The sequence below is a fragment of the Bradyrhizobium sp. SBR1B genome (genome assembly GCF_014198205.1).
Classification (GTDB): Bacteria; Pseudomonadota; Alphaproteobacteria; order Rhizobiales; family Xanthobacteraceae; genus Bradyrhizobium.
The window spans coordinates 363,900-385,128 of the sequence record NZ_JACIHC010000004.1 but is presented as its reverse complement, the minus strand read 5'-3'; the positions used below and the strand labels follow the sequence as shown (position 1 = coordinate 385,128).

Sequence of the window (21,229 nt, the reverse complement as noted above, 5' to 3'; positions counted from 1 at the left end):
TCGAGGTCACCATGTCCGACCCCATCGTCAAGATTTCCGGCCTCAACAAATGGTACGGCGACTTTCACGTGCTGCGCGACATCGACCTTGCGGTCGAGAAGGGCGAGCGCATCGTGATCTGCGGGCCGTCGGGCTCCGGCAAGTCGACCCTGATCCGCTGCATCAACGCGCTGGAGGAATTCCAGGAGGGCGAGATCGTCGTCGACGGCATCGCGCTCGGGCCCAACCTCAAGCACATCGACGCGGTGCGCCGCGAGGTCGGCATGGTGTTCCAGAGCTTCAACCTGTTCCCGCATCTGACCGTGCTGGAGAACTGCACGCTGGCGCCAATCTGGGTGCGCAACATCCCGAAGAAGGACGCCGAGATCAACGCGATGAAGTTCCTGGAGCGGGTCAAGATCCCGCATCAGGCCAACAAGTTTCCGGGACAGATGTCCGGCGGCCAGCAGCAGCGCGTCGCGATCGCGCGGGCCCTGACGATGAACCCGAAGGTCATGCTGTTCGACGAGCCGACCTCGGCGCTCGACCCCGAGATGGTCAAGGAGGTGCTGGACACCATGGTGGACCTCGCCGAGGAGGGCATGACCATGCTGGTCGTCACCCATGAAATGGGCTTTGCCCGCGAGGTTGCCAACCGCGTGGTCTTCATGGATGCCGGCCAGATCATCGAGGCCAACACGCCGAACGAATTCTTTGCGGCGCCCCAGCACGCCCGCACCAAACTGTTCCTGAGCCAGATCCTGCGCTGAGCACCTGCCATCCGGCGACCGCGCCGGTCTGACCGGGCCGCCAGCCTGGCACCATCCGAATCAGCTGTGCCTCGTTCCGGACCAACTTCCGGAGAGAGACCTTGCAGAGCAGTGTCGGCGCGCGCGCATTCCAGAATGCGCGATTGCAAAAGAAGTTGAGGAAGCAGGCGGACGCCGTCATGTCGCTCGCGGTCGAGGCGCTCCGGCAGGGCAGATTTGCCGAGGCCGAGACGCTCTGCCGCGGCATTGTGGAGGAGGTTCCGGATCATTTCCATGCCACGCACCTGCTTGGCCTTTGCGCCTATGAAGGCGGGCGGCTGGAGGAGGCGCAACAGCTGTTCGAGCGCGCGATTGCGCTCGATCCGCGCTCGCCCGATGCCCATGGAAATCTCGGCGCTGTGTATTTCGATCTCCAGAAATTCCAGGACGCCCGCGCATGCCAGGAGAAGGCCATTGCACTGAAGCCGAATTGTCCGATCACCCTCACCAATCTCGGCAATACGCTCCTGAACGTCGGCCTCGGCGAACAGGCGATCAGGCTGCACGAACGCGCTATCGGGCTGCGGCCCGACTACGCCGATGCATTTTGCAACCGCGGCATGGCGGAGCTGATGATCGGCCGGTCCGAGCGCGCCAAGGAGAGTTTCGATCGCGCCCTGTCGCTTCAGCCGCGTCATGCGGAAGCGATCGCCGGCAAGGGCATGGTGTGCATCGAGCTCCGGCATTACGAGGAGGCGGAAGCCGCCCTCGCGGCAGGCTTGGCGATCAAGCCGGGTTCACCGAGGATTCTGGCCCAGCGCGGACGACTCAACTTCGATCTGCATCGGCTGGAGCAGGCGGCGGCGGACTTCGATGCGGCGCTGGCGCAATCGCCGCGGCTCGAGCTCGCGCTGCGTGGCAAGGCGCAGGTCAATCTTCTCTTGGGAAACACGACGCAGGCGATTGCGGCCGTCAAGACCCTGCTCGAGGACAATCCGCGGTCCGATTATGCAATCGTGCTTCTCGGGGCCTGCTACGCGAACCAGGGAGACGTCGCGACGGCGCTCGAGCACCTCGACGCGGCGCTCGAGATATCACCTGACTATGCGGATGCGATCGCACGCAAGATCTTCATCCTGGATTATCTGCCCGAGGCCGATTTCGCGGTCCAGCAGGCGGCGCGAAAATCCTGGTGGGATGCGATCGGCGCCAGACTTCCGCAACGGACACTGCCGCCCCGGCAGCTCGATCCGGACAGGCGGATCGTCGTCGGCTATGTCGCGTCGGAATTCAGGAACCACTCGGCCGCGTTCGCGCTGTTGCCGGTGCTGCGCCAACACGATCACACGAGGTTCGAGATCGTCTGCTATTCCTGCTGGCCGCTGCAGGACGAGATTACCGAGAGATTCAAGCCTCTCGCGGACGTCTGGGTCGATGCCGCGCAGCTTTCGGACGACGAGCTGGCTGACCGCATCCAGTCGGACAAGATCGACATCCTGATCGACGTATCCGGGCATACGGCCGGCAACAGGCTGCCTGTCTTTGCCCGCAAGCCGGCCCCGATCCAGGTCACGGGTTTCGGACACGCCACGGGCACCGGCCTTCAGACCATGGATTACGTGCTCGCCGATCCCATCTTCATTCCACAATCGGCGCGCCATTTGCTGGCCGAAAAAGTCCATGATCTGCCCTGCCTGATCACGATCGATCCCATCCTGGACGTGCCGCCCTCGGAGCTTCCCATGCTCCGGAACGGCCATGTGACCTTCGGCGTGTTCAACCGCATCTACAAGATCTCGGATGATGCGATCCGGGTGTGGTCGAAAGTGATGCGTGAGGTGAGGGGGTCGAAGATCATCATCAAGCACGGGCTGCTCGACGATGCCTTGCTGCGCGACGGCCTGATCGCGCGGTTCGTGGCCCAGGGCATTGCCGAAGACAATATCACCTGCCTGGGCTCGACCACGCGCCACGAGCATCTGCTGGCCTTTGCGCAAGTCGACATCTCCCTCGACACCTTCCCGCAAAATGGCGGCATCAGCACCTGGGAATCGCTCTATGCGGGCGTTCCGGTCGTCGCCAAGCTCGGCAATGGCTCTTCGGCACGCGCCGGCGGCTCCATCGTGGCGGCCGTCGGCCTCGGCGACTGGGTCGCCGAGGATGACGACGGCTACGCCGCGATCGCGTGCAAATATGCGGCACAGCCCGCTCATCTGGCGAAATTGCGGGCGGAACTGCCGGCTCGGATCGCAGCCTCGCCTGCCGGCAACGTCGAACTTTACACGCGTGAGGTCGAAGCGGCCTATCGCCGGTTCTGGCACGATCATTGTGCCGCGGCCTCGGAACGCGGCGAGGTGGCGTAGCCCGACCTTGCGTTGCCCCCCGGGAAATCCCGGAGTCGCTGCCGGCCGGGTGACCGGCCGGCCGTGGCTGCGAATCAGTTAGACTCGCCTCAGGGCATCCTCCGGAGAGACACCTTGCAGAACAGCGGCGGCGGCGCGCGCGCATTCCAGAATGCGCGATTGCAGAAAAAATTGATGAAGCAGGCCGATGCCGTCATCGCCGCTGCGGCGAACGCCTATGGCCAGGGCCGATATGCCGAGACCGAGGCGCTGTGCCGCGAAATCCTGAAAGCCCTTCCGGATCATGTCGACGCCCTGCACCTGCTCGGCATGTGCGCCCATGACGGTCGGCGCTTCGAGGAGGCGCAGCAGCTGCTGGAGCGCGTGATTGCGCTCGATCCGCGCCTGCACGATGCCCATAACAACCTCGCGACCGTGCATTTCGACCTCGGCAATTACGAGGACGCGCGGCGCTGCCAGGAGAGGGCGATCGCGCTGAAGCCGAATTTCGCGGTGGCGCTGACCAATCTCGGCAACACGCTGATGCATATGGGGCTGTACGAGCAGGCGCTCGAAATGCACGAGCGCGCCATCAAGGTCAGACCGGATTATGCCGATGCGCTCTGCAATCGCGGCATGGTCGAACTCGTGCTTGGGCAGATCATGCGCGCCAAGGAGAGCTTCGATCGCGCCCTGCTGTTTCAGCCGCGTCACGCCGAGGCCATCGTCGGCAGCGGCATGGTCAGCATGGAGCTGCGGCACCACGAGGAGGCGGCAGCCAAGTTAGCCACGGCGCTTGCGATCAAGCCCGGCGCGCCGAGGATCCTGGCCCAGCGCGGGCGGCTCAGTTACGAGTTGCAGCGCCTCCACGAGGCGCTGGCGGATTTCGATGCGGCGCTTGCGATTTCGCCCAAGCTCGAACTGGCCCTTCGGGGCAAGGCGCAGGTCTGCCTGGTCATGGGAAAGACCGCGCAGGCGATGGCGGCGGCGGCGACCTTGATCGAGCGCAACCCGCGCTCCGAGATGGGGTTGGCGCTGATGGGCTTTGCTTATTCAAACCAAGGAGAGATGGACGCTGCGATCGAATATCTCGATCGTGCGCTGGCGCTCCGGCCGGACTATGGAGACGCGATCAGAGGCAAGATCTTCCTGCTGGACTACCTCGCGGATGCCGATTTCGCGGTCCAGCAGGCTGTACGAAAGTCATGGTGGGATGCGATCGGCTCGAAGATTCCGCAAAGGACGCTGCCGAAGCGGCCGCTGGATCCGGACAAGCAGATCGTGGTCGGATATGTCGCGGCCGAATTCCGGCAACACTCGGCAGGGCTCACCTTGCTGCCGGTGTTGCGCCATCATGATCACGCCAAGTTCAAGATCATCTGCTACTACTCCTGGCCGGGAGCGGACGAGTACACCGCTATGTTCAAGCAAATGGCGGACGTCTGGGTCGACGCTTGGCAGATGTCGGACGACGAACTCGCCGATCGCATTCAGGCCGACAATGTCGACATCCTGATCGACGTTTCGGGCCACACGACCGGCAACCGGCTGCAATGCTTCGCGCGGAAGCCGGCTCCGATCCAGGCAACCGGCTTCGGACACGCGACGGGCACGGGCATGCAGACCATGGACTACGTGCTCGCGGATCCCATTTTCATTCCGCCATCGGCTCGACATTTGTTTCCGGAAAAGATCTACGATCTGCCGTGCCTGATCACGATGGAGCCGGTCACCAATCTGCAGCCTTCCGAGCTGCCAATGCTCCGCAATGGCTACGTCACCTTCGGCGTGTTCAACCGCATCTACAAGATCTCGGATGATGCGATCCGTGTGTGGTCGCGCATCATGCGGGAGGTGCCGGGATCAAAGATCATCCTCAAGCATGGTTTGCTCGATGATGCCTTGCTGCGCGATAGCCTGATCGCACGCTTCATCGCGCAGGGCATTGCCGAGGAGGACATCACGTGCCTCGGCACCACCTCGCGCGACGATCACCTGATGGCCTTTGACAAGATCGATATTTCGCTCGACACGTTCCCGCAGAATGGCGGCATCAGCACCTGGGAATCCCTCTACAAGGGCGTTCCCGTCGTCGCCAAGCTCGGCATTGGAGCTTCTTCGCGTGCCGGCGCCTCCATCGTGGCCGCCGTCGGTCTCGGCGACTGGGTCGCCGAGGATGACGACGGCTATGTCGAGATCGCCCGCAAATATGCGTCGCAGCCCGAGCATCTGGTGAAGTTGCGCGCGGGCTTGCCGGCTCAGATCGCAGCCTCGCCCGCCGGCAATGTCGAGATCTATACGCGTGAGCTCGAAGCTGGTTACCGTCAGTTCTGGCGCGACTATTGTGCCGCAGCCGCGGAAAGCGGCGACGCTGCGGTAAGCGGGGCAGACGCATCCGGCGGTTCCTGAGCCGGATCCTGCAACACGCCCCGGAACGCCCGGAGGGATTTCGGCTCCGGCCGACCGGCCGGCCCGGAACGCGAATCAGTTAGACTCGCCGCGGGCCATCTTCCGGAGAGACATCTTGCAGAGCAGCGCTGGCGCGCGCGCATTCCAGAATGCGCGGTTGCAGAAGAAATTGAAGAAGCAGGTCGACGCCATCATCGCTGCCGCGGCAAGCGCCTATGGCCAGGGCAGATATGCGGAGACCGAGGCGCTCTGCCGTCAGATCCTGCAAGCCATTCCGGATCATTTCGACGCGACGCATCTGCTCGGCCTGAGCGCGCAACACGGCGGGCGCCTGGAGGAGGCGCAACAATTGCTCGAGCGCGCGATCGCGATTGATCCGCGTTCGCACGAGGCCCATAACAATCTCGCGGCTGTGCACTTGGCCCTTCAGAAATTCGAGGCCGCCCGTGCATGTCAGGAGAAGGCGATCGCGCTGAAGCCGAATTTTCTGCCGGCTCTGGTAGGCCTCGGCAATACCTTGCTTCAGATGAACCTGCCCGAACCGGCGATCGAAATGTACGATCGCGCCATCAAGCTGAAGCCCGATTATACCGATGCGCTCTGCAATCGTGGTCTGGCCGAGCTGGCGCTGGGCCGGTTTGCCCCTGCCATACAAAGCTTCGAGCGTGCGCTGTTGTTTCAGCCGCGCCATGTCGAGGCGCTCGTCGGCAAGGCGGTGGTCGGCCTCGAGCTCAAGCATTACGATGATGCGGAAGCTGCTCTCGCAGCGGCGCTCGCGATCAGGCCCGGTTCGGCGAAGATATTGGCGCAACGCGGGCGGCTCAATTACGAGCTGCAGCGCATGGAACCGGCGGTCGCCGATTTCGAGGCGGCGCTTGCGATTTCGCCCAAGCTCGAGCTGGCTCTCCGAGGCAAGGCACAGGCTTGCCTCGTGATGGGAAAGACAGCGCAGGCGATGGCGGCCGCTGCGGCCTTGATCGAGCGAAATCCGCGCTCGGAGACAGGGCTGGCGCTGATGGGCTTTGCTCATTCGAACCAGGGAGACATGGACGCCGCGATCGAATATCTCGATCGCGCCCTGGCGATCCGGCCGGACTATGAAGATGCGATCCGGGGAAAGATCTTCTTGCAGGACTTCCGTGCCGAGGCCGATTTCGCGCTTCAGCAGGCGGTGCGACGGGATTGGTGGGACGTCATCGGCTCCAGGATACCGCGGCGGACGCTGCCGAAGCGGCCGCTCGATCCGGACAAGCTGATTGTGGTCGGCTATGTCGCTACCGAATTCCGACAGCACTCGGCGGGGCTGACTTTGCTGCCGGTGCTGCGCCATCATGATCACACCAACTTCAAGATCATCTGCTATTCGTGCTCGCCGTCACGAGACGAGATGACCGCCAAATTCAAGTCGCTGGCGGACGTCTGGGTCGATGCGTGGCAGCTCTCGGACGACGAGCTCGCCGATCGCATCCAGGCCGACGATGTCGACATTCTGATCGACGTTTCGGGCCACACGACCGGCAACAGGCTGCAGGTCTTCGCGCGGAAGCCGGCTCCGATCCAGGCCACCGGATTTGGACACGCGACGGGCACGGGCATGCAGACCATGGACTATGTGCTCGCGGACCCCGTCTTCATTCCGCAATCGGCACGGCATCTGCTGGCCGAAAAGGTGTTTGACCTGCCGTGCCTCAACACCATCGATCCGATCCTGGATGTGCCGCCGTTGGACCTTCCCATGCTCCGCAACGGCCATGTGACCTTCGGCGTGTTCAACCGTGTCAACAAGATCTCGGACGAGGCGATCCGGGTGTGGTCGAGCGTGATGCACGAGGTGATCGGATCGAAGATCATCTTCAAACATACGCTGCTTGACGATCCCATGATCCGCGACGGCCTGTTTGCGCGACTCGTGAACCAGGGCATCCCCGAACAGAACATCACCTGCCTGGGCTCGTCAGGGCGGGCGGATCATCTGCGGACCTTCGCGCAAGTCGATATTTCGCTCGATCCATTCCCGCAGAATGGCGGCATCAGCACTTGGGAATCCCTCTATGCGGGCGTTCCTGTCGTGGCCAAGCTCGGTCATGGCGCCTCATCGCGCGCCGGCGGCGCCATCGTGGCGGCGGTCGGGCTTAACGACTGGGTCGCCGAGGATGACGACGGCTATGTCGAGATCGCCCGCAAATTTGCCTCGCAGCCCGAGCATCTGGCGAAATTGCGCGCGGGCCTACCGGCTCGGATCGCAGCTTCGCCAGCCGGCAATGTCGAGATCTACACGCGTGAGCTCGAAGCGGGTTATCGTCAGTTCTGGCGCGACCATTGTGCCGCCGCTGCGGGGTGAGGCAACGCCGTCGCCGGCGAGGCGGGCGCGCCCAGCGGTTCCTGAGCCAGGACAGTCCAGCGCGGGCCCGGGATATCCCGGGTAATTTCCGGTCTCGCCGACCGGCAGGCTAACTGCGCGAATCAGCTAGACTCGCCGAGCACCATCTCCCGGAGAGACATCTTGCAGAGCAGCGCCGGCGCGCGCGCATTCCAGAATGCGCGGTTGCAGAAGAAATTGAAGAAGCAGGCCGACGGTATCATCTCCGCAGCGGCGAGCGCCTATAGCCAGGGTAGATATGCGGAGAGCGAGGCGCTTTGCCGCCAGATCGTGCAAGCCGTTCCGGATCATTTCGACGCTACGCATTTGCTCGGCTTGAGCGTGCAACAAAGCGGGCGCCTGCAGGAGGCGCAGCAGCTGCTGGAGCGCGCAATCGCGATCGAGCCACGCTCGCACGAGGCCCACAACAATCTCGCGGCAGTGCATCTGGCCCTTCAGAAATTTGACGCCGCTCGCGCCTGTCAGGAAAAGGCGATCGCGCTGAAGCCGAACTTTGCGCCGGCCTTGGCCGGCCTTGGCAATAGCTTGCTTCAGATGAACCTGCCCGAACAGGCCATCGAGCTGTACGACCGCGCCATCGTCCTGAAGCCCGACAATGCCGATGCGCTCTGCAATCGTGGCCTCGCCGAGCTGGCGCTGGGCCGATTTGACCGCGCCAGGCAGAGTTTCGAGCGCGCTCTGTTGTTTCAGCCGCGTCACGCCGAAGCCCTTATCGGCAAGGGCGTGGTCGGGATCGAGCTCAAGCATTACGACGAGGCGGAAGCCGCGCTCGCAGCGGCGTTCGCGATCAGGCCAGGTTCGGCGAAGCTCCTGGCGCACCGCGGACGGCTCAATCTTGCGCTGTCGCGGCTGGAACAGGCGGCGGCGGATTTTGACGCAGCCCTTGCGCTTTCACCGAAGCTCGAAGTTGCGTTGCGGGGGAAGGCGGAAGTCGCGTTGAGCATGGGTAATACCGCGCAGGCGATCCTGGCCTGCACGGCTTTGCTCGAAGAAAATCCGCGCTCGGCGATCGCATTGGCGCTGCTGAGCTCCTGTTTTGCCAACCAGGGCGAAATCGCAGCCGCAATCGAACATCTCGACGCCGCGCTCGCAATCGCGCCGGACCAGCCGGACCTGCTCGCGCGGAAGATCTATTTTCTGGACTTTCTCTCCGACGCCGATTTCGCGATCCAGCAAGCGGCGCGCAAATCCTGGGGGGATGCGATCGGCGCCAGATTGGCGCAGAAGACGCACGCACCCCGGCAACTCGATCCTGACAGGCGGATCGTGGTCGGGTATGTCGCGGCCGAGTTCTGGTACCACTCGGCGGCGTTCGGCCTGTTACCGGTGCTGCGCCACCATGATCACGCCAAGTTCGAGATCGTCTGCTATTCGTGCTCGCCGGTACGAGATGAGATGACCGCCAAGTTCAAGTCGCTGGCGGACGTCTGGGTCGACGCCTGGCAGCTTTCGGACGACGAACTGGCCGATCGTATCGAGGCTGACAAGATCGATATCCTGATCGACGTGTCAGGGCATACGACTGGCAACAGGCTCCCGGTCTTCGCCCGCAAGCCCGCTCCGATCCAGGTCACGGGCTTCGGACATGCCACGGGCACCGGCCTTCAGACCATGGACTACGTGCTCGCCGATCCGATCTTCATTCCGGAATCGGTCCGTGGTCTACTGGCTGAAAAGGTCTGCGATCTACCTTGCCTGATCACGATCGATCCCATCCTGGATGTGCCTGCTTCGGAGCTTCCCATGCTCCGCAACGGCCATGTGACCTTTGGCGTTTTCAATCGCATCTCCAAGATCTCGGATGAGGCCATCCGCGTGTGGTCGAAGGTGATGCGCGAGGTGCCCGGATCCAGGATCATCATCAAACATACGCTGCTTGACGATCCCATGCTGCGCGACGGCCTTCTTGCGCGGCTCGTGAACCAGGGCATCCCCGAACAGAACATCACCTGCCTGGGCTCGTCAGCGCGCGAGGAACATCTGCGGGCCTTCGCGCGAGTCGATATTTCGCTCGATACGTTCCCGCAAAATGGCGGCGTGAGCACCTGGGAATCCCTTTATGCGGGCGTTCCTGTCGTGGCCAAGCTCGGTCACGGCGCCTCGTCGCGCGCCGGCGGCGCCATCGTGGCGGCGGTCGGGCTTAACGACTGGGTCGCCGAGGATGACGACGGCTATGTCGAGATCGCCCGCAAATTCGCGTCGCAGCCCGACTATCTGGCGAAGTTGCGCGCGGGCCTGCCGGCCCGGATTGCAGCTTCGCCCGCCGGCAATGTCGAGATTTACACGCGCAGGGTCGAGGAGGGGTACCGCCGGTTCTGGCACGACTATTGTGCCGCTGCTGCGGAGCGCGGCGAGGTCATATAAGCCGGACGAACCGCGCTGAGCTTTGTGACGCGCGTCCCCGACCCGAGGGGGCGCGTGACGATCACACGAAGGGCGGCTTGATGTTGCTGCGCTTCTCCAGCCATTCCGGCACCGGCAGGTTCTTGGCGCGCATGAAGTCCGCGTTGAACAGCTTCGACTGATAACGGCTGCCGGAATCGCACAGCACGGTGACGATGGTCTTGCCGGGCCCGAGCTGCCTGGCGAGGCGCATTGCGCCCACGATGTTGACACCGGTCGAGCCGCCGAGGCACAGGCCCTCGTGCTGCAGCAGCTCGTAGATCACGCCAACGGCTTCGGCATCGGGAATGAGATAGGCATCATCGACCTTCGCGGTCTCCACGATGGCGGTCGCCCGGTTGAGGCCGATGCCCTCGGTGATCGAGCCACCCGGCGTCGCCTTGGGATCGCCGGTCCTGAAGTATTCATACATGCCGGCGCCGTGCGGATCGGCGCATGCGATCCGCACGTTCTTGTTCTGCTCTTTCAAGTAACGGCTGACACCAGCCAGCGTGCCGCCGCTGCCGACCGAGCAGACGAAGCCGTCGACCTTACCGCCGGTCTGCTCCCAGATTTCGGGTCCGGTGGACTCGTAATGCGCCTTGGCATTGTCGAGGTTGTTCCACTGGTCGGCGAACAGCACACCATTGGGTTCGGTCTTGCGCAGCTCGTCGGCGAGGCGGCGGCCGACATGCTGGTAGCTGTTGGGGTTGGCGTAGGGCAGGGCCGGCACCTCGATCAGCTCGGCGCCGCACAGCTTCAGGAAGTCTTTCTTCTCCTGGCTCTGCGTTTCCGGGATCACGATCAGGGTGCGATAGCCGCGCGCGCTGGCGACGACCGCAAGGCCGATGCCGGTATTGCCGGCGGTCGATTCCACCACGAGACCGCCCGGCTTGAGCTCGCCGCGCTTCTCGGCCTCCAGGATCATCCATTTGCCGGCGCGGTCCTTGACCGACTGGCCGGGATTCATGAACTCGGCCTTGCCGAGAATGGTGCAGCCGGTCAGTTCCGAGGCGCGCTTCAGCTTGATCAGCGGGGTGTTGCCGATGGCTTCGACAACGTCATTTCGAATGGTCATGTCAGGGAAATCGCTACCAAGGGGGTTGATCTGGTTGGCGAGAACGTAGTGCTTGGGAGGCCAAAGGGGAAGGCTTTTGCGTTGCGGCGAAACCGAGCGAAACCTCTGCTCAAACAGCAATATTCCCAAGAGGCGCGCCCGGCGGCGATGCGCTCGGCCGCAAGCCGGGATATCGATAGGAGGAAACGCCTGCGCTCCGTCAGGCCAGGGAAGATGACAGTCGTGACCAGCCAACTCGCGACAAACTTTTTCCAAGGCCGAAGCTTCTCGCCATCGAGGGCCGTGGATGACGCCCGGATGGTCGAATCATATCGGCCCGAGGAACGGCTTTCTATTCGGCGATTGACGGGCTTGTGAGATTACTCAGCCAGGGCGCGACTGAGGCGGGGCGTGGTGCGGTCGGATGGAAACGCCCAAGTGCCGCTGTGGCAGCAATATCACATGAAATCTTGGTAAGCTTGATCGTGTATCCCAACGTTTCAAAATGAGAAAACTCCCTGCGAGACAGCCGTCTTTTGAATTTCGAGCGGTTCGTTTCCACTTCGTCGGCGTGGCCATCTCGCAACTGCGGGACTGTCCCGCAGTTCAGCGCCCGGCTAGTATGATTTTCGAGGTTCCGCAGAAAGCATCGCCGCTGTGAACGAGTTGTCCAAAGCCCCCCGACTGTCGCGCCGCGAATCGGCTAATCCGGCTGCGCGGCGGTTCGATCTGCCCGGCGGGGGATGGATGTGACAGAGGATGTTCCTGCGATCGCCATGCGGCGGTCTGAAGGTCCTGCATCCCGGACGCTGCGCGCGGCGCGCTGGATTGCGGTGATGTGCCTTGCCGCCGGTTCGGGGGCTTGCGTGCTGACCCAGGATCTTCCCGATCCCGCCCTCGACGTTCCCACGCAGTACAAATACGCGGGCAAGGGTGATGCGCCGCCGTCACTGGATTGGTGGCGCGGGTTCCGCTCCGCGGAGCTGACGCAGCTGATGGAGGAGGCGCAAACCGTCAACCTCGACATCGCCGCCGCCGTTGCGCGCATCGTCCAGGCCGACGCCCAGGCGCGGCAGGCGGGGGCTGCGCTGCTGCCGACCGTCTCGACAGGCGGATCGGAAACCTATTCGCGCACCTCGGGCTCCAGCGCGTCCGGCCTCTCCATCGGCGGCCGCGAAGTCGTCAATTATTCGGCCTCGCTGAGCGCGAGCTACCAGCTCGACTTCTGGGGCCAGAATCGCGATGCGCTGCAATCGGCGGAAGAGACGGCGAACGCCAATCGCTTTGACCGCGACACCGTCGCGCTGACGACGCTGGCGGCCGTCGCCAACGCCTATTTCCAGGTGCTGGCCTCGCAGGACCGCATCAGGACCTCACAGCGCAACATTGCGAGCGCGCAGCGCATCCTCGATGCGGTCAGGGAGCGGCGCAGGGCCGGCACTGGCACCGATCTCGACGTCGCCCAGCAGGAGAGCGTGCTTGCCAACCAGAAAGCCCTGGTGCCGCCGCTGCGCCAGACGCTGGACCAGAACGTCAACGCGCTCGCCGTGCTGGTTTCGCGCCCGCCGGAAAGCGTGCGCGTGCTCGGCGGCTCGCTGGACCGGATCGCGATCCCGCGCGTCACGCCCGGCCTGCCTTCGGAGCTGCTGACGCAGCGGCCCGACATCCGCCGACAGGAGGCGCAGCTTGCCTCGGCGACGGCGAATATCGGCAATGCCCGTGCTCAGTTCTTTCCGACCATTCAGCTCACCGGCAATGGCGGCTATCAGAGCTCGGCTTTGGTCTCGCTGTTCCAGCCGCATGCGGCCTTCTTCCAGCTCGTCGGCAGCGCCACGCAGCCGATCTTCGACGGCGGCAAGATCCTCGGCAATTTCGAGTTGGCCAAGGCGCGGCAGGACGAATTGCTCCAGACCTACCGCAAGACCATCATCCAGTCGTTCGCCGACGTCGACAATGCGCTGTTCTCGATCAAGCAGACCACGATCAAGCTGCAATTGCAGCGCGACGTCGTCGTCGCCTCACGCCGCGCCTTCGATCTCTCCGAGCAGCAACTGCGCGCCGGCACCGCCGACATCGTGACTGTACTCAACACTCAACTGACCCTGTTCCAGGCGGAAGACGCGCTGTCACAGGCGCAACTGGCCCGCTTGCTCGCCATCGTCAGCCTGTATCAGGCGCTCGGCGGCGGCTGGGAGCCGCGAATGGAGAAACCGGTCAATGCTCTTTAAGCCGGATACCAAGCAGGACGCGAAGGAGGGGACGGCGAAGAAGTCGCGCGGCCGCGGTTTCGTCATGACCCTGATCACGCTCGCGATCCTTGGTGGCCTCGGCTATCTCGGCTGGAACGCGATGCACCAGAAGCCGGCTGCCGACCGCAACGCGCGGCCGGACCTGCCGGTGCCCGTGCTGGCGGCGACGCCCCGCGTTCAGGACGTTCCGGTCTATCTCGACGGCGTCGGCGCGATCCGCGCGCTCAACACCGTGACTGTGCGCTCGCAGGTCGACGGCAAGCTGATCGCCGTGAATTTTACTGAAGGGCAGGACGTCAAAAAGGGCGACTTGCTCGGCGAGATCGATCCCGCGCTCTACCAAGCCACCTACGACCAGGCGGTCGCCAAGAAGGCGCAGGATCAGGCCCAACTCGCCAACCAGCGCATCGACCTGACACGGTACGAGCAGCTCGCTGCCTCCAACGCCGGCTCCAAGCAGCAGGCCGACACCCAGCGCGCGCTGGTCGCGCAGACCGAGGCGCTGGTCAAGGCCGACCAGGCTGCGATCGACAACGCGGCGGCGACGCTGAGCTACACCAAGATCGTGGCGCCGCTCTCAGGGCGAGCCGGCCTGCGCCAGGTCGACCAGGGCAACATCATCCACGCCGCCGACACCACGGGCCTCGTGGTGATCACGCAATTGCAGCCGATCGCGGTATGGTTCAGCCTGCCGCAGCAACAAATCATGCGCGTCAACGCCGCGGCGTCGAAGGGTACGCTGGCGGTCGACGTGTTCGGCAATGACGGCATCACCGTGATCGATACCGGCAAGCTCACCGGCATCGACAACCAGGTCGACCAGACCACCGGCACGCTCAAGCTCAAGGCCGAGTTTCCCAACGCCAACTACCAGCTCTGGCCGGGCCAGTTCGTCAATGTCCGTCTCAAGGTCGAGACGCTGACTCAGGCGCTGGTGGTGCCGACCTCGGCCGTGCAGCGCGGCCCGATCGGGACGTTCAGCTATGTCATCGGCGAGGACAATATCGTCTCGGCCAAGCCCGTGACCGTGACCCAGCAGAACGAGCATGACGCGGTGATCGCCAGCGGCCTGTCGGCGACCGACAGGGTCGTCACCACGGGCTTTGCCAATCTGTCCGACGGCTCCAAGGTGACCATCGGCCGCGACGACCAGACCCCGTCGGCCGATCTCGCCCCGCGCAAGCGGTCGCGCGGGCCTGACGCCCAGAAGAAGGATGGTGCCAAGGAAGGGCAGAAGGAGCACCAGAAGGACGGACAGGGTAAGGACGGCGAGTTCCGCGCCAAGCGCAAGAGCAGCGAGGGCGACCAAAAGGGGCAGACCGGGCCGGCCCCGGGGCCGGGGGCCGCGGGAAGTGGAGCCAAGCAGCCATGATCCCGACAACAGCCGCTTGAAGCGGCAGGCAGATCCCATGGGTGTCTCCGAACCCTTCATCCGCCGTCCGATCGCGACCTCACTGCTCGGCATCGCGCTGCTGATCGGCGGGCTGCTGGGCTATTTCGCGCTGCCGGTCTCGGCGCTGCCGCAGGTCGATTTCCCGACCGTGCAGGTGACCACGCAGCTTCCGGGCGCGAGCCCCGACGTGATCGCCTCGCTGATCACCGCGCCTTTGGAGCGGCAGCTTGGCCAGATCCCGTCGCTGTCGGCGATGAACTCGACGAGCTCGTTCGGTGTCAGCCAGATCTCGCTCCAGTTCGATCTCAACCGTGACATCGACGGCGCGACCCAGGACGTGCAGGCCGCGATCAACGCAGCGGCGGGCGTGCTGCCCAAGACGCTGCCTTATCCGCCGACCTACGCCAAGGTGAACCCGGCGGACGCCCCCGTGATGACGCTGGCGCTGCGCTCCGACACCATCTCGCTGAGGGCGATGAGCGACATCGCCGACACGCTCCTGGCGCAACGGCTGAGCCAGATCTCCGGCGTCGGACGGGTCTCGGTGCTGGGCGGGCTGAAGCCGGCCGTACGCATCCAGGCCGATCTGGCGCGGCTCGCCGCCTATGGCATCGCCATGGAAGATCTGCGCACTGCGATCGCCAATGCCAACGTCTCGGGGCCGAAAGGCTCGCTCGACGGCGCGCAGCAATCCTACATCATCGCGGCCAACGACCAGATCGCCGCCGCCGATGCCTACAAGCCGGTCATCATCGCTTACCGCAACGGCTCGCCGGTCACCATCGCCGACGTCGCGCAGATCGTCGATGGCCTCGAGAACGACCGCACCGGCGGCTGGTACCAGGGCACGCCCGCCGTCATCATCGACATCCAGCGCCAGCCCGGCGCCAACGTCATCGACGTCGTCAGCCAGATCCGCGCCGAAATCCCCAAGGTGCAGCGCGCGATCCCGGCCGGGGTGAACCTCACCATCGTCTCCGACCGCACCGTCACGATCCGCGCCTCGGTCCACGACGTGCAGTTCACGCTGGTTCTCAGCGTCGTGCTGGTGACGCTGGTGGTGCTGCTGTTTCTGCGCTCGCTGCGGGCCACCCTGATCGCCGGCGTGGCGCTGCCGCTGTCGCTGATCACCAGCTTCGGCATCATGTATTTCGCCGGCTTCAGCCTCGACAATCTGTCGCTGATGGCGCTGACGATCGGCACCGGCTTCGTCGTCGACGACGCCATCGTCATGATCGAGAATATCGTCCGCCACATGGAGAACGGCGACGGGCCGATGGAGGCCTCGCTGAAGGGTGCCAGCGAGATCGGCTTCACCGTGATCTCGCTGACGGTGTCGCTGATCGCGGTCTTCATCCCGCTGCTGTTCATGTCCGGCCTCGTCGGGCGCATGTTCCGTGAATTCGCGTTGACCTTGACGATCGCGGTGGTGACCTCGGCCGTGGTCTCGCTGACGCTGACGCCGATGATGTGCTCACGGCTGCTCAAGCACGCCCATGAGGAGCTGGCGGTGCCGGGCCTCGCCGCCATCAGTCGCTTCATCGACCGCACCGTGGAGGCCTATCACCGGACGCTGCTCTGGGTGCTGGAGCGCCAGCGCGCCACGCTGGTCGTGACCTTCGCCACGCTGATTGCGACCCTCGTCCTCTACGTCGTTGCGCCAAAAGGCTTCCTGCCGCTGCAGGACACTGCCTCGATCACGGCGGTGACGGAGGCGGGGCCGGACGTGTCGTTCGCGGAGATGCAGAAGCGGCAGGGCGAGGTCGCCGACACCATCAAGGCGGATCCTGACGTGGTCGGCGTGGTCTCGGTGATCGGCGCCGGCTCGGTCAATCCGACCACCAATGTCGGCCGGCTCGTCATGACCTTGAAGCCGCGCGGCGAGCGGCGCGATGATGTCAGCGTGGTCGTGAGCCGGTTGAAGCAGCGGGTGGCGGGCATTCCCGGCATGACCGTCTATTTCCAGCCGGTGCAGGACGTGCAGATCTCGACCCAGTCGAGCCGCTCGCAATACCAGTACACGCTCACCGGCACCGATGCGGCGCTGGTGTCGGAATGGGCGCGCAAGCTGGTTACGGAGATGCGGCGCGATCCCCTGTTCCGCGACGTCTCCTCGGAGGCGCAGGAAGGCGGCCTGCGGGCGCAGCTCGACGTCGATCGCACCCGCGCGGGCCAGCTCGGCGTCAGCCTGCAAGGCATCACCGATACGCTCAACGATGCCTTCGCGCAGCGCCAGATCTCGACCATCTACGGCCAGGCCAACCAGTACCGTGTGGTGCTGGAGGCGCTGCCGATGTACCAGCGCGATCCCTCGATCCTGTCAAAACTCTATCTGCCGGGCGCCGCGAGCACTACAGTCGGCGCGCCCAATGCCCAGGTGCCGCTGTCGGCCGTGGCGACGCTGAAGCGCACCACGGCCCCGCTCGCGATCTCACACCAGGCGCAATTCCCGTCCGTGTCGCTCAGCTTCAATCTCGCGCCGGGCGCCGCGCTCGGCGATGCCGTCGAGGCCGTGAAAGCGATCGAGACCCGGATCGAAATGCCCAACAGCATCGTCGGCGTCTATGCCGGCGATGCCGCTGAGTTCGCCAAGGCGCTGGCGGGACAACCCTGGCTGCTGCTTGCGGCCGTGATCACGATCTACATCGTGCTCGGCGTGCTCTATGAGAGCTACATCCATCCGATCACGATCCTGTCGACGCTGCCCTCGGCCGGCGTCGGGGCGATCCTGGCGCTGGTGTTGTGCGGGCAGGACCTGTCGGTGATCGGCCTGATCGGCATCATTTTGCTGATGGGTATCGTCAAGAAGAACGCGATCATGATGATCGACTTCGCGCTCGAGGCCGAGCGCGGGCAGGGCATGTCGCCGAACGAGGCGATCGTGCAGGCCTGCCTATTGCGCTTCCGTCCCATCATGATGACGACACTGGCGGCGCTGTTCGGCGCCTTGCCGCTGGCGATCGAGAGCGGCACCGGCGCCGAGCTGCGGTTTCCGCTCGGAATCTCCATCATCGGCGGGCTGCTGCTCAGCCAATTGCTGACGCTCTACACCACGCCCGTGATCTACCTCGCGCTCGACCGCATCAACCGCCGCCTCGAGCAGGCGCTGCCGCCGGCCGAATCCGGCGGCCCGCCGGTCGCGGGCGCGACCGAGGGGATGCAGTGATGGCATCGATCTCGGAGCCCTTCATCCGCCGCCCGGTTGCCACCACGCTGCTGTCGATCGGGTTGTTCCTGCTGGGTGTGGTCGCCTACGATTTCCTTCCCGTCGCCTCGGTCCCGAACGTCGACTTCCCCGCCATCTTCGTCTCGGCCAGCCGGCCCGGCGCCGACCCGTCGGTTATGGCGGCCACGGTGGCTTCACCACTGGAGCGGCGGCTCGGCGAGATCTCGGGCATCAATCAGATCACCTCGACCTCGACGCTCGGCAACACCAGCATCCAGCTCCAGTTCGACATCGGCCGCAACATCGACAAGGCCGCGCGCGACGTGCAGGCGGCGATCAACGCCGCGATGGTCGATTTGCCGAGCGACCTGCCGACGCTGCCGCGCTTCCGCAAGGCCAACACGGCCGGCGCGCCCGTCTTCGTCCTGGCGCTGACCTCGAAGACGCTCTCCGCCAGCGCGATTTACGATGTCGCCGACACGGTTCTGGCGCAGCGCATCTCGCAGGTGCCTGGAGTCGGCGACGTCACGGTATCAGGCGCCGACCAGCCGGCCGTGCGGGTCCAGCTCAACCCCGTCGCGCTGTCGAACGCCGGCATCGCCACCGACGACGTCAGGACCGCGATCGTCAACGCCAACCCGCTCGGTCCTGTCGGCATCTTCAACGGCGAGCGCCAGAGCGAGACGCTGGCGCTCAACAAGCAGATGCGCACGGCGAAAGAGTTCCGCGACATCGTCATCAAGAGCGCCAACGGCAATTTCGTGCGCCTGTCCGACGTCGCCGACATCGAGGATTCCGTCCGTAACGCCCGCTCGATCGCCTGGTTCAACAAGCAGCCGGCAGTGCTGATCCAGATCACCAAGCAGGGCGATGCCAACGTCATCGACACCGTTGACAGGGTGAAGGCGCTGGTCCCCCAGCTGAAGCAGTGGATTCCGGCCGGCGTCGAGATCTCCACCCTGGTCGACCGCACCGGCACGATCCGCGCCAGCGTGCTCGATATGCAATGGACGTTGCTGGCGACCGCGGTCCTGGTGATGGTCGTGGTGTTCGTGTTCCTGCGCAGGCTGACGCCGACCATCGCGGCCGGCATCTCGGTGCCGCTGGCGCTGGCCGGCACCTGCGCCGGCATGTGGGTCGCGGGCTTCTCGATCGACAATCTGTCGCTGATGGCGCTCGCGATCTCCGTCGGCTTCGTGGTCGACGACGCCATCGTCATGATCGAGAACATGTACCGCAATCTCGAGCACGGCATGCGGCCGTTCCGGGCGGCGCAGGAGGGCGCGAAGCAGATCGGCTTCACGGTGGTCTCGATCAGCCTGTCGCTGATCGCGGCATTCACGCCGCTGATCTTCATGGACGGTATTGTCGGCCGCCTGCTGCGCGAATTCTCGCTGACGCTGACCTTCGCTATCCTGGTCTCGACGCTGGTGTCGCTCACGGTCACGCCGATGATCTGCGCTCATTACATCCGGCAGGCCACGTCCGGCACGGCGACGCTGTTCGATCGGGTGATCGAGGGCTCGCTGTCGCGCATCGTCGCCTTCTACGCCCGGACCTTGCGCACCGTGCTGGACTATCCGCTGGCGACGCTGCTGGTGTTCTTCGCCACCATCGGCCTTACGGTGACGCTCTACATCAAGGTCCCCAAGGGCTATTTCCCGACCGACGATTCCGGCTTCGTGATCGGAGCGACGCGTGCCTCGGCCGACATCTCGTTCCAGTCGATGCTCGGTCTCCAGCAGCGGCTCGCCGACATCGTGATGCAGGATCCGGCCGTGGCCGGCATCGGCTCGACCGTCGGCGCCGGAGGCGGGCCGGGGGGAGCGACCTCGAACCGCGGCATCATGTATATCAGCCTGAAGCCGCCGGAGGAGCGCGACCACGTCTCGACGCAGGTCGTGATCGACCGTCTGAGGCGCGCGCTGTACCCCGTGCCCGGCATTCGCCTCTTCATGTTCGCTGCCCAGGACGTCCGTGCCGGCGGGCGGCAGAGTGATTCCGACTTCCAGTACACGCTGACCAGCACCGACCTCGGTCTGCTGCAGAAGTGGGCGCCGATCGTGGCCAAGCGCATGGAGAGCGTCGAGGGTATCACCGACATCTCCAGCGACCGCGATCCCGGCGGGCTTCAGCTGACCCTGAACATCGATCGCCAGAAGGCCTCGGCACTCGGCGTCAGGGTTCAGGACATCGACAACGCGCTGAACAACGCCTTCTCGCAGCGGCAGATCTCGATCATCTACACCCAGCGCAACCAGTACATGACCGTGCTGGAGATCGATCCCAAGTTCCAGGTCGATCCCTCCAACCTCGAGCGCATCTACGTTGCCGGCGCGAACGACGCGCAGGTGCCGCTGTCGGCCGTGGTGCATGCGACGCGTGGGTTGGCCGCGCTCGCGGTTTATCACTCGCAGTCGTTTCCCTCGACGACGGTGTCGTTCAACCTGCTGCCGGACGTGCAGCTTCAGGCAGCGACCCAGAACATCCAGCGGGCGGTGGAGGAACTTCACATGCCCGAAGGCATCCGCGGCAGCTTCGACGGCAATGCCGGCGACTTCGCCAAGACCAGCGGCCGCCAGCCGCTCCTGATCCTCGGCGCGCTCGTGGCGATGTATATCGTGCTCGGGGTGCTCTATGAGAGTCTCGCCCATCCGCTCACGATCATCTCGACGCTGCCCTCGGCGGGGTTAGGCGCGCTGCTCGCCTTGCAGCTCACCAACACGCCGCTGACGGTGATCGCCTTCGTCGGCATCATCCTCTTGATCGGCATCGTCAAGAAGAACGGCATCATGATGGTGGATTTCGCGCTCGACGCCGAACGCCAGCGCGGCCTGTCCTCGGCGGAAGCGATCTTCGAGGCCTGCCAGGCGCGCTTCCGGCCGATCCTGATGACGACCATGGCGGCGCTGTTCGCCGGCATTCCGCTGGTGGTGGCGACCGGCCCCGGCACGGAGCTGCGCCGTCCGCTCGGCATCACCATCATCGGCGGCCTGTTCGTCTCGCAGATCCTGACGCTCTACACCACGCCGGTGATCTACCTCTTGATCGATCGCCTGCGGCGCCGGTCCGTGCCGCGCCCGGTGCCTGCGCCGGCGGAATAGGTTGTTGAAGCGCCGCATC

10 protein-coding genes are annotated in these 21,229 nt (G+C 64.6%); 9 read left to right on the top strand and 1 reads right to left on the bottom strand.

From position 1 onward, the window contains the following. The first annotated feature begins 11 nt into the window (after positions 1-11). The 5 genes from GGD61_RS13505 (at position 12) to GGD61_RS13485 (ending at position 10,223) form a co-directional block, all read left to right on the top strand. Positions 12-749 (top strand): amino acid ABC transporter ATP-binding protein, encoded by a 738-nt coding sequence (locus GGD61_RS13505; RefSeq protein WP_018323160.1) that lies wholly within the window; start codon positions 12-14, stop codon positions 747-749. A gap of 101 nt (positions 750-850) precedes the next feature. Further along, a complete protein-coding gene (locus GGD61_RS13500) occupies positions 851-3,091 on the top strand; it encodes a tetratricopeptide repeat protein (protein WP_177237186.1) in 2,241 nt (746 codons plus the stop codon). A gap of 114 nt (positions 3,092-3,205) precedes the next feature. After that, positions 3,206-5,479: a tetratricopeptide repeat protein gene (locus GGD61_RS13495; protein ID WP_177237185.1), complete on the top strand. Its 2,274-nt coding sequence runs from the start codon at positions 3,206-3,208 to the stop codon at positions 5,477-5,479. A 115-nt stretch (positions 5,480-5,594) separates the two neighbouring features. Further along, positions 5,595-7,820 (top strand): tetratricopeptide repeat protein, encoded by a 2,226-nt coding sequence (locus GGD61_RS13490; protein ID WP_177237184.1) that lies wholly within the window; start codon positions 5,595-5,597, stop codon positions 7,818-7,820. Positions 7,821-7,982: 162 nt separating this feature from the next. Beyond that, a complete protein-coding gene (locus GGD61_RS13485; RefSeq protein WP_183230779.1) occupies positions 7,983-10,223 on the top strand; it encodes a glycosyltransferase family 41 protein in 2,241 nt (746 codons plus the stop codon). Between the two features lie 61 nt (positions 10,224-10,284). Here the strand turns inward: GGD61_RS13485 and GGD61_RS13480 are convergent, their stop codons facing one another. Beyond that, on the bottom strand, positions 10,285-11,319 hold the full coding sequence (locus tag GGD61_RS13480; protein WP_092258333.1) for a cysteine synthase A: 1,035 nt from the start codon (positions 11,317-11,319) through the stop codon (positions 10,285-10,287). Between the two features lie 722 nt (positions 11,320-12,041). On the opposite strand from GGD61_RS13480, the gene GGD61_RS13475 reads away from it, so the two are divergent. Genes GGD61_RS13475 through GGD61_RS13460 form a run of 4 tightly spaced genes read left to right on the top strand, consistent with a single transcriptional unit; the run spans position 12,042 to position 21,210 of the window. Next, positions 12,042-13,526, top strand: coding sequence for an efflux transporter outer membrane subunit (locus tag GGD61_RS13475; protein WP_092258330.1), 1,485 nt, complete (start codon positions 12,042-12,044; stop codon positions 13,524-13,526). Then, the gene (locus GGD61_RS13470; RefSeq protein ID WP_183230778.1) at positions 13,516-14,919 is read left to right on the top strand and encodes an efflux RND transporter periplasmic adaptor subunit; all 1,404 of its coding nucleotides are present in this window, start codon (positions 13,516-13,518) and stop codon (positions 14,917-14,919) included. Before GGD61_RS13475 ends, GGD61_RS13470 begins: the two co-directional genes overlap by 11 nt. Positions 14,920-14,956: 37 nt before the next feature. Next, positions 14,957-18,106, top strand: a complete 3,150-nt coding sequence (locus GGD61_RS13465; protein ID WP_092258324.1) for an efflux RND transporter permease subunit — start codon at positions 14,957-14,959, stop codon at positions 18,104-18,106. Next, a complete protein-coding gene (locus GGD61_RS13460) occupies positions 18,106-21,210 on the top strand; it encodes an efflux RND transporter permease subunit (protein ID WP_092258322.1) in 3,105 nt (1,034 codons plus the stop codon). The genes GGD61_RS13465 and GGD61_RS13460 overlap by 1 nt, the downstream gene beginning before the upstream one ends. Positions 21,211-21,229 lie beyond the last annotated feature (19 nt).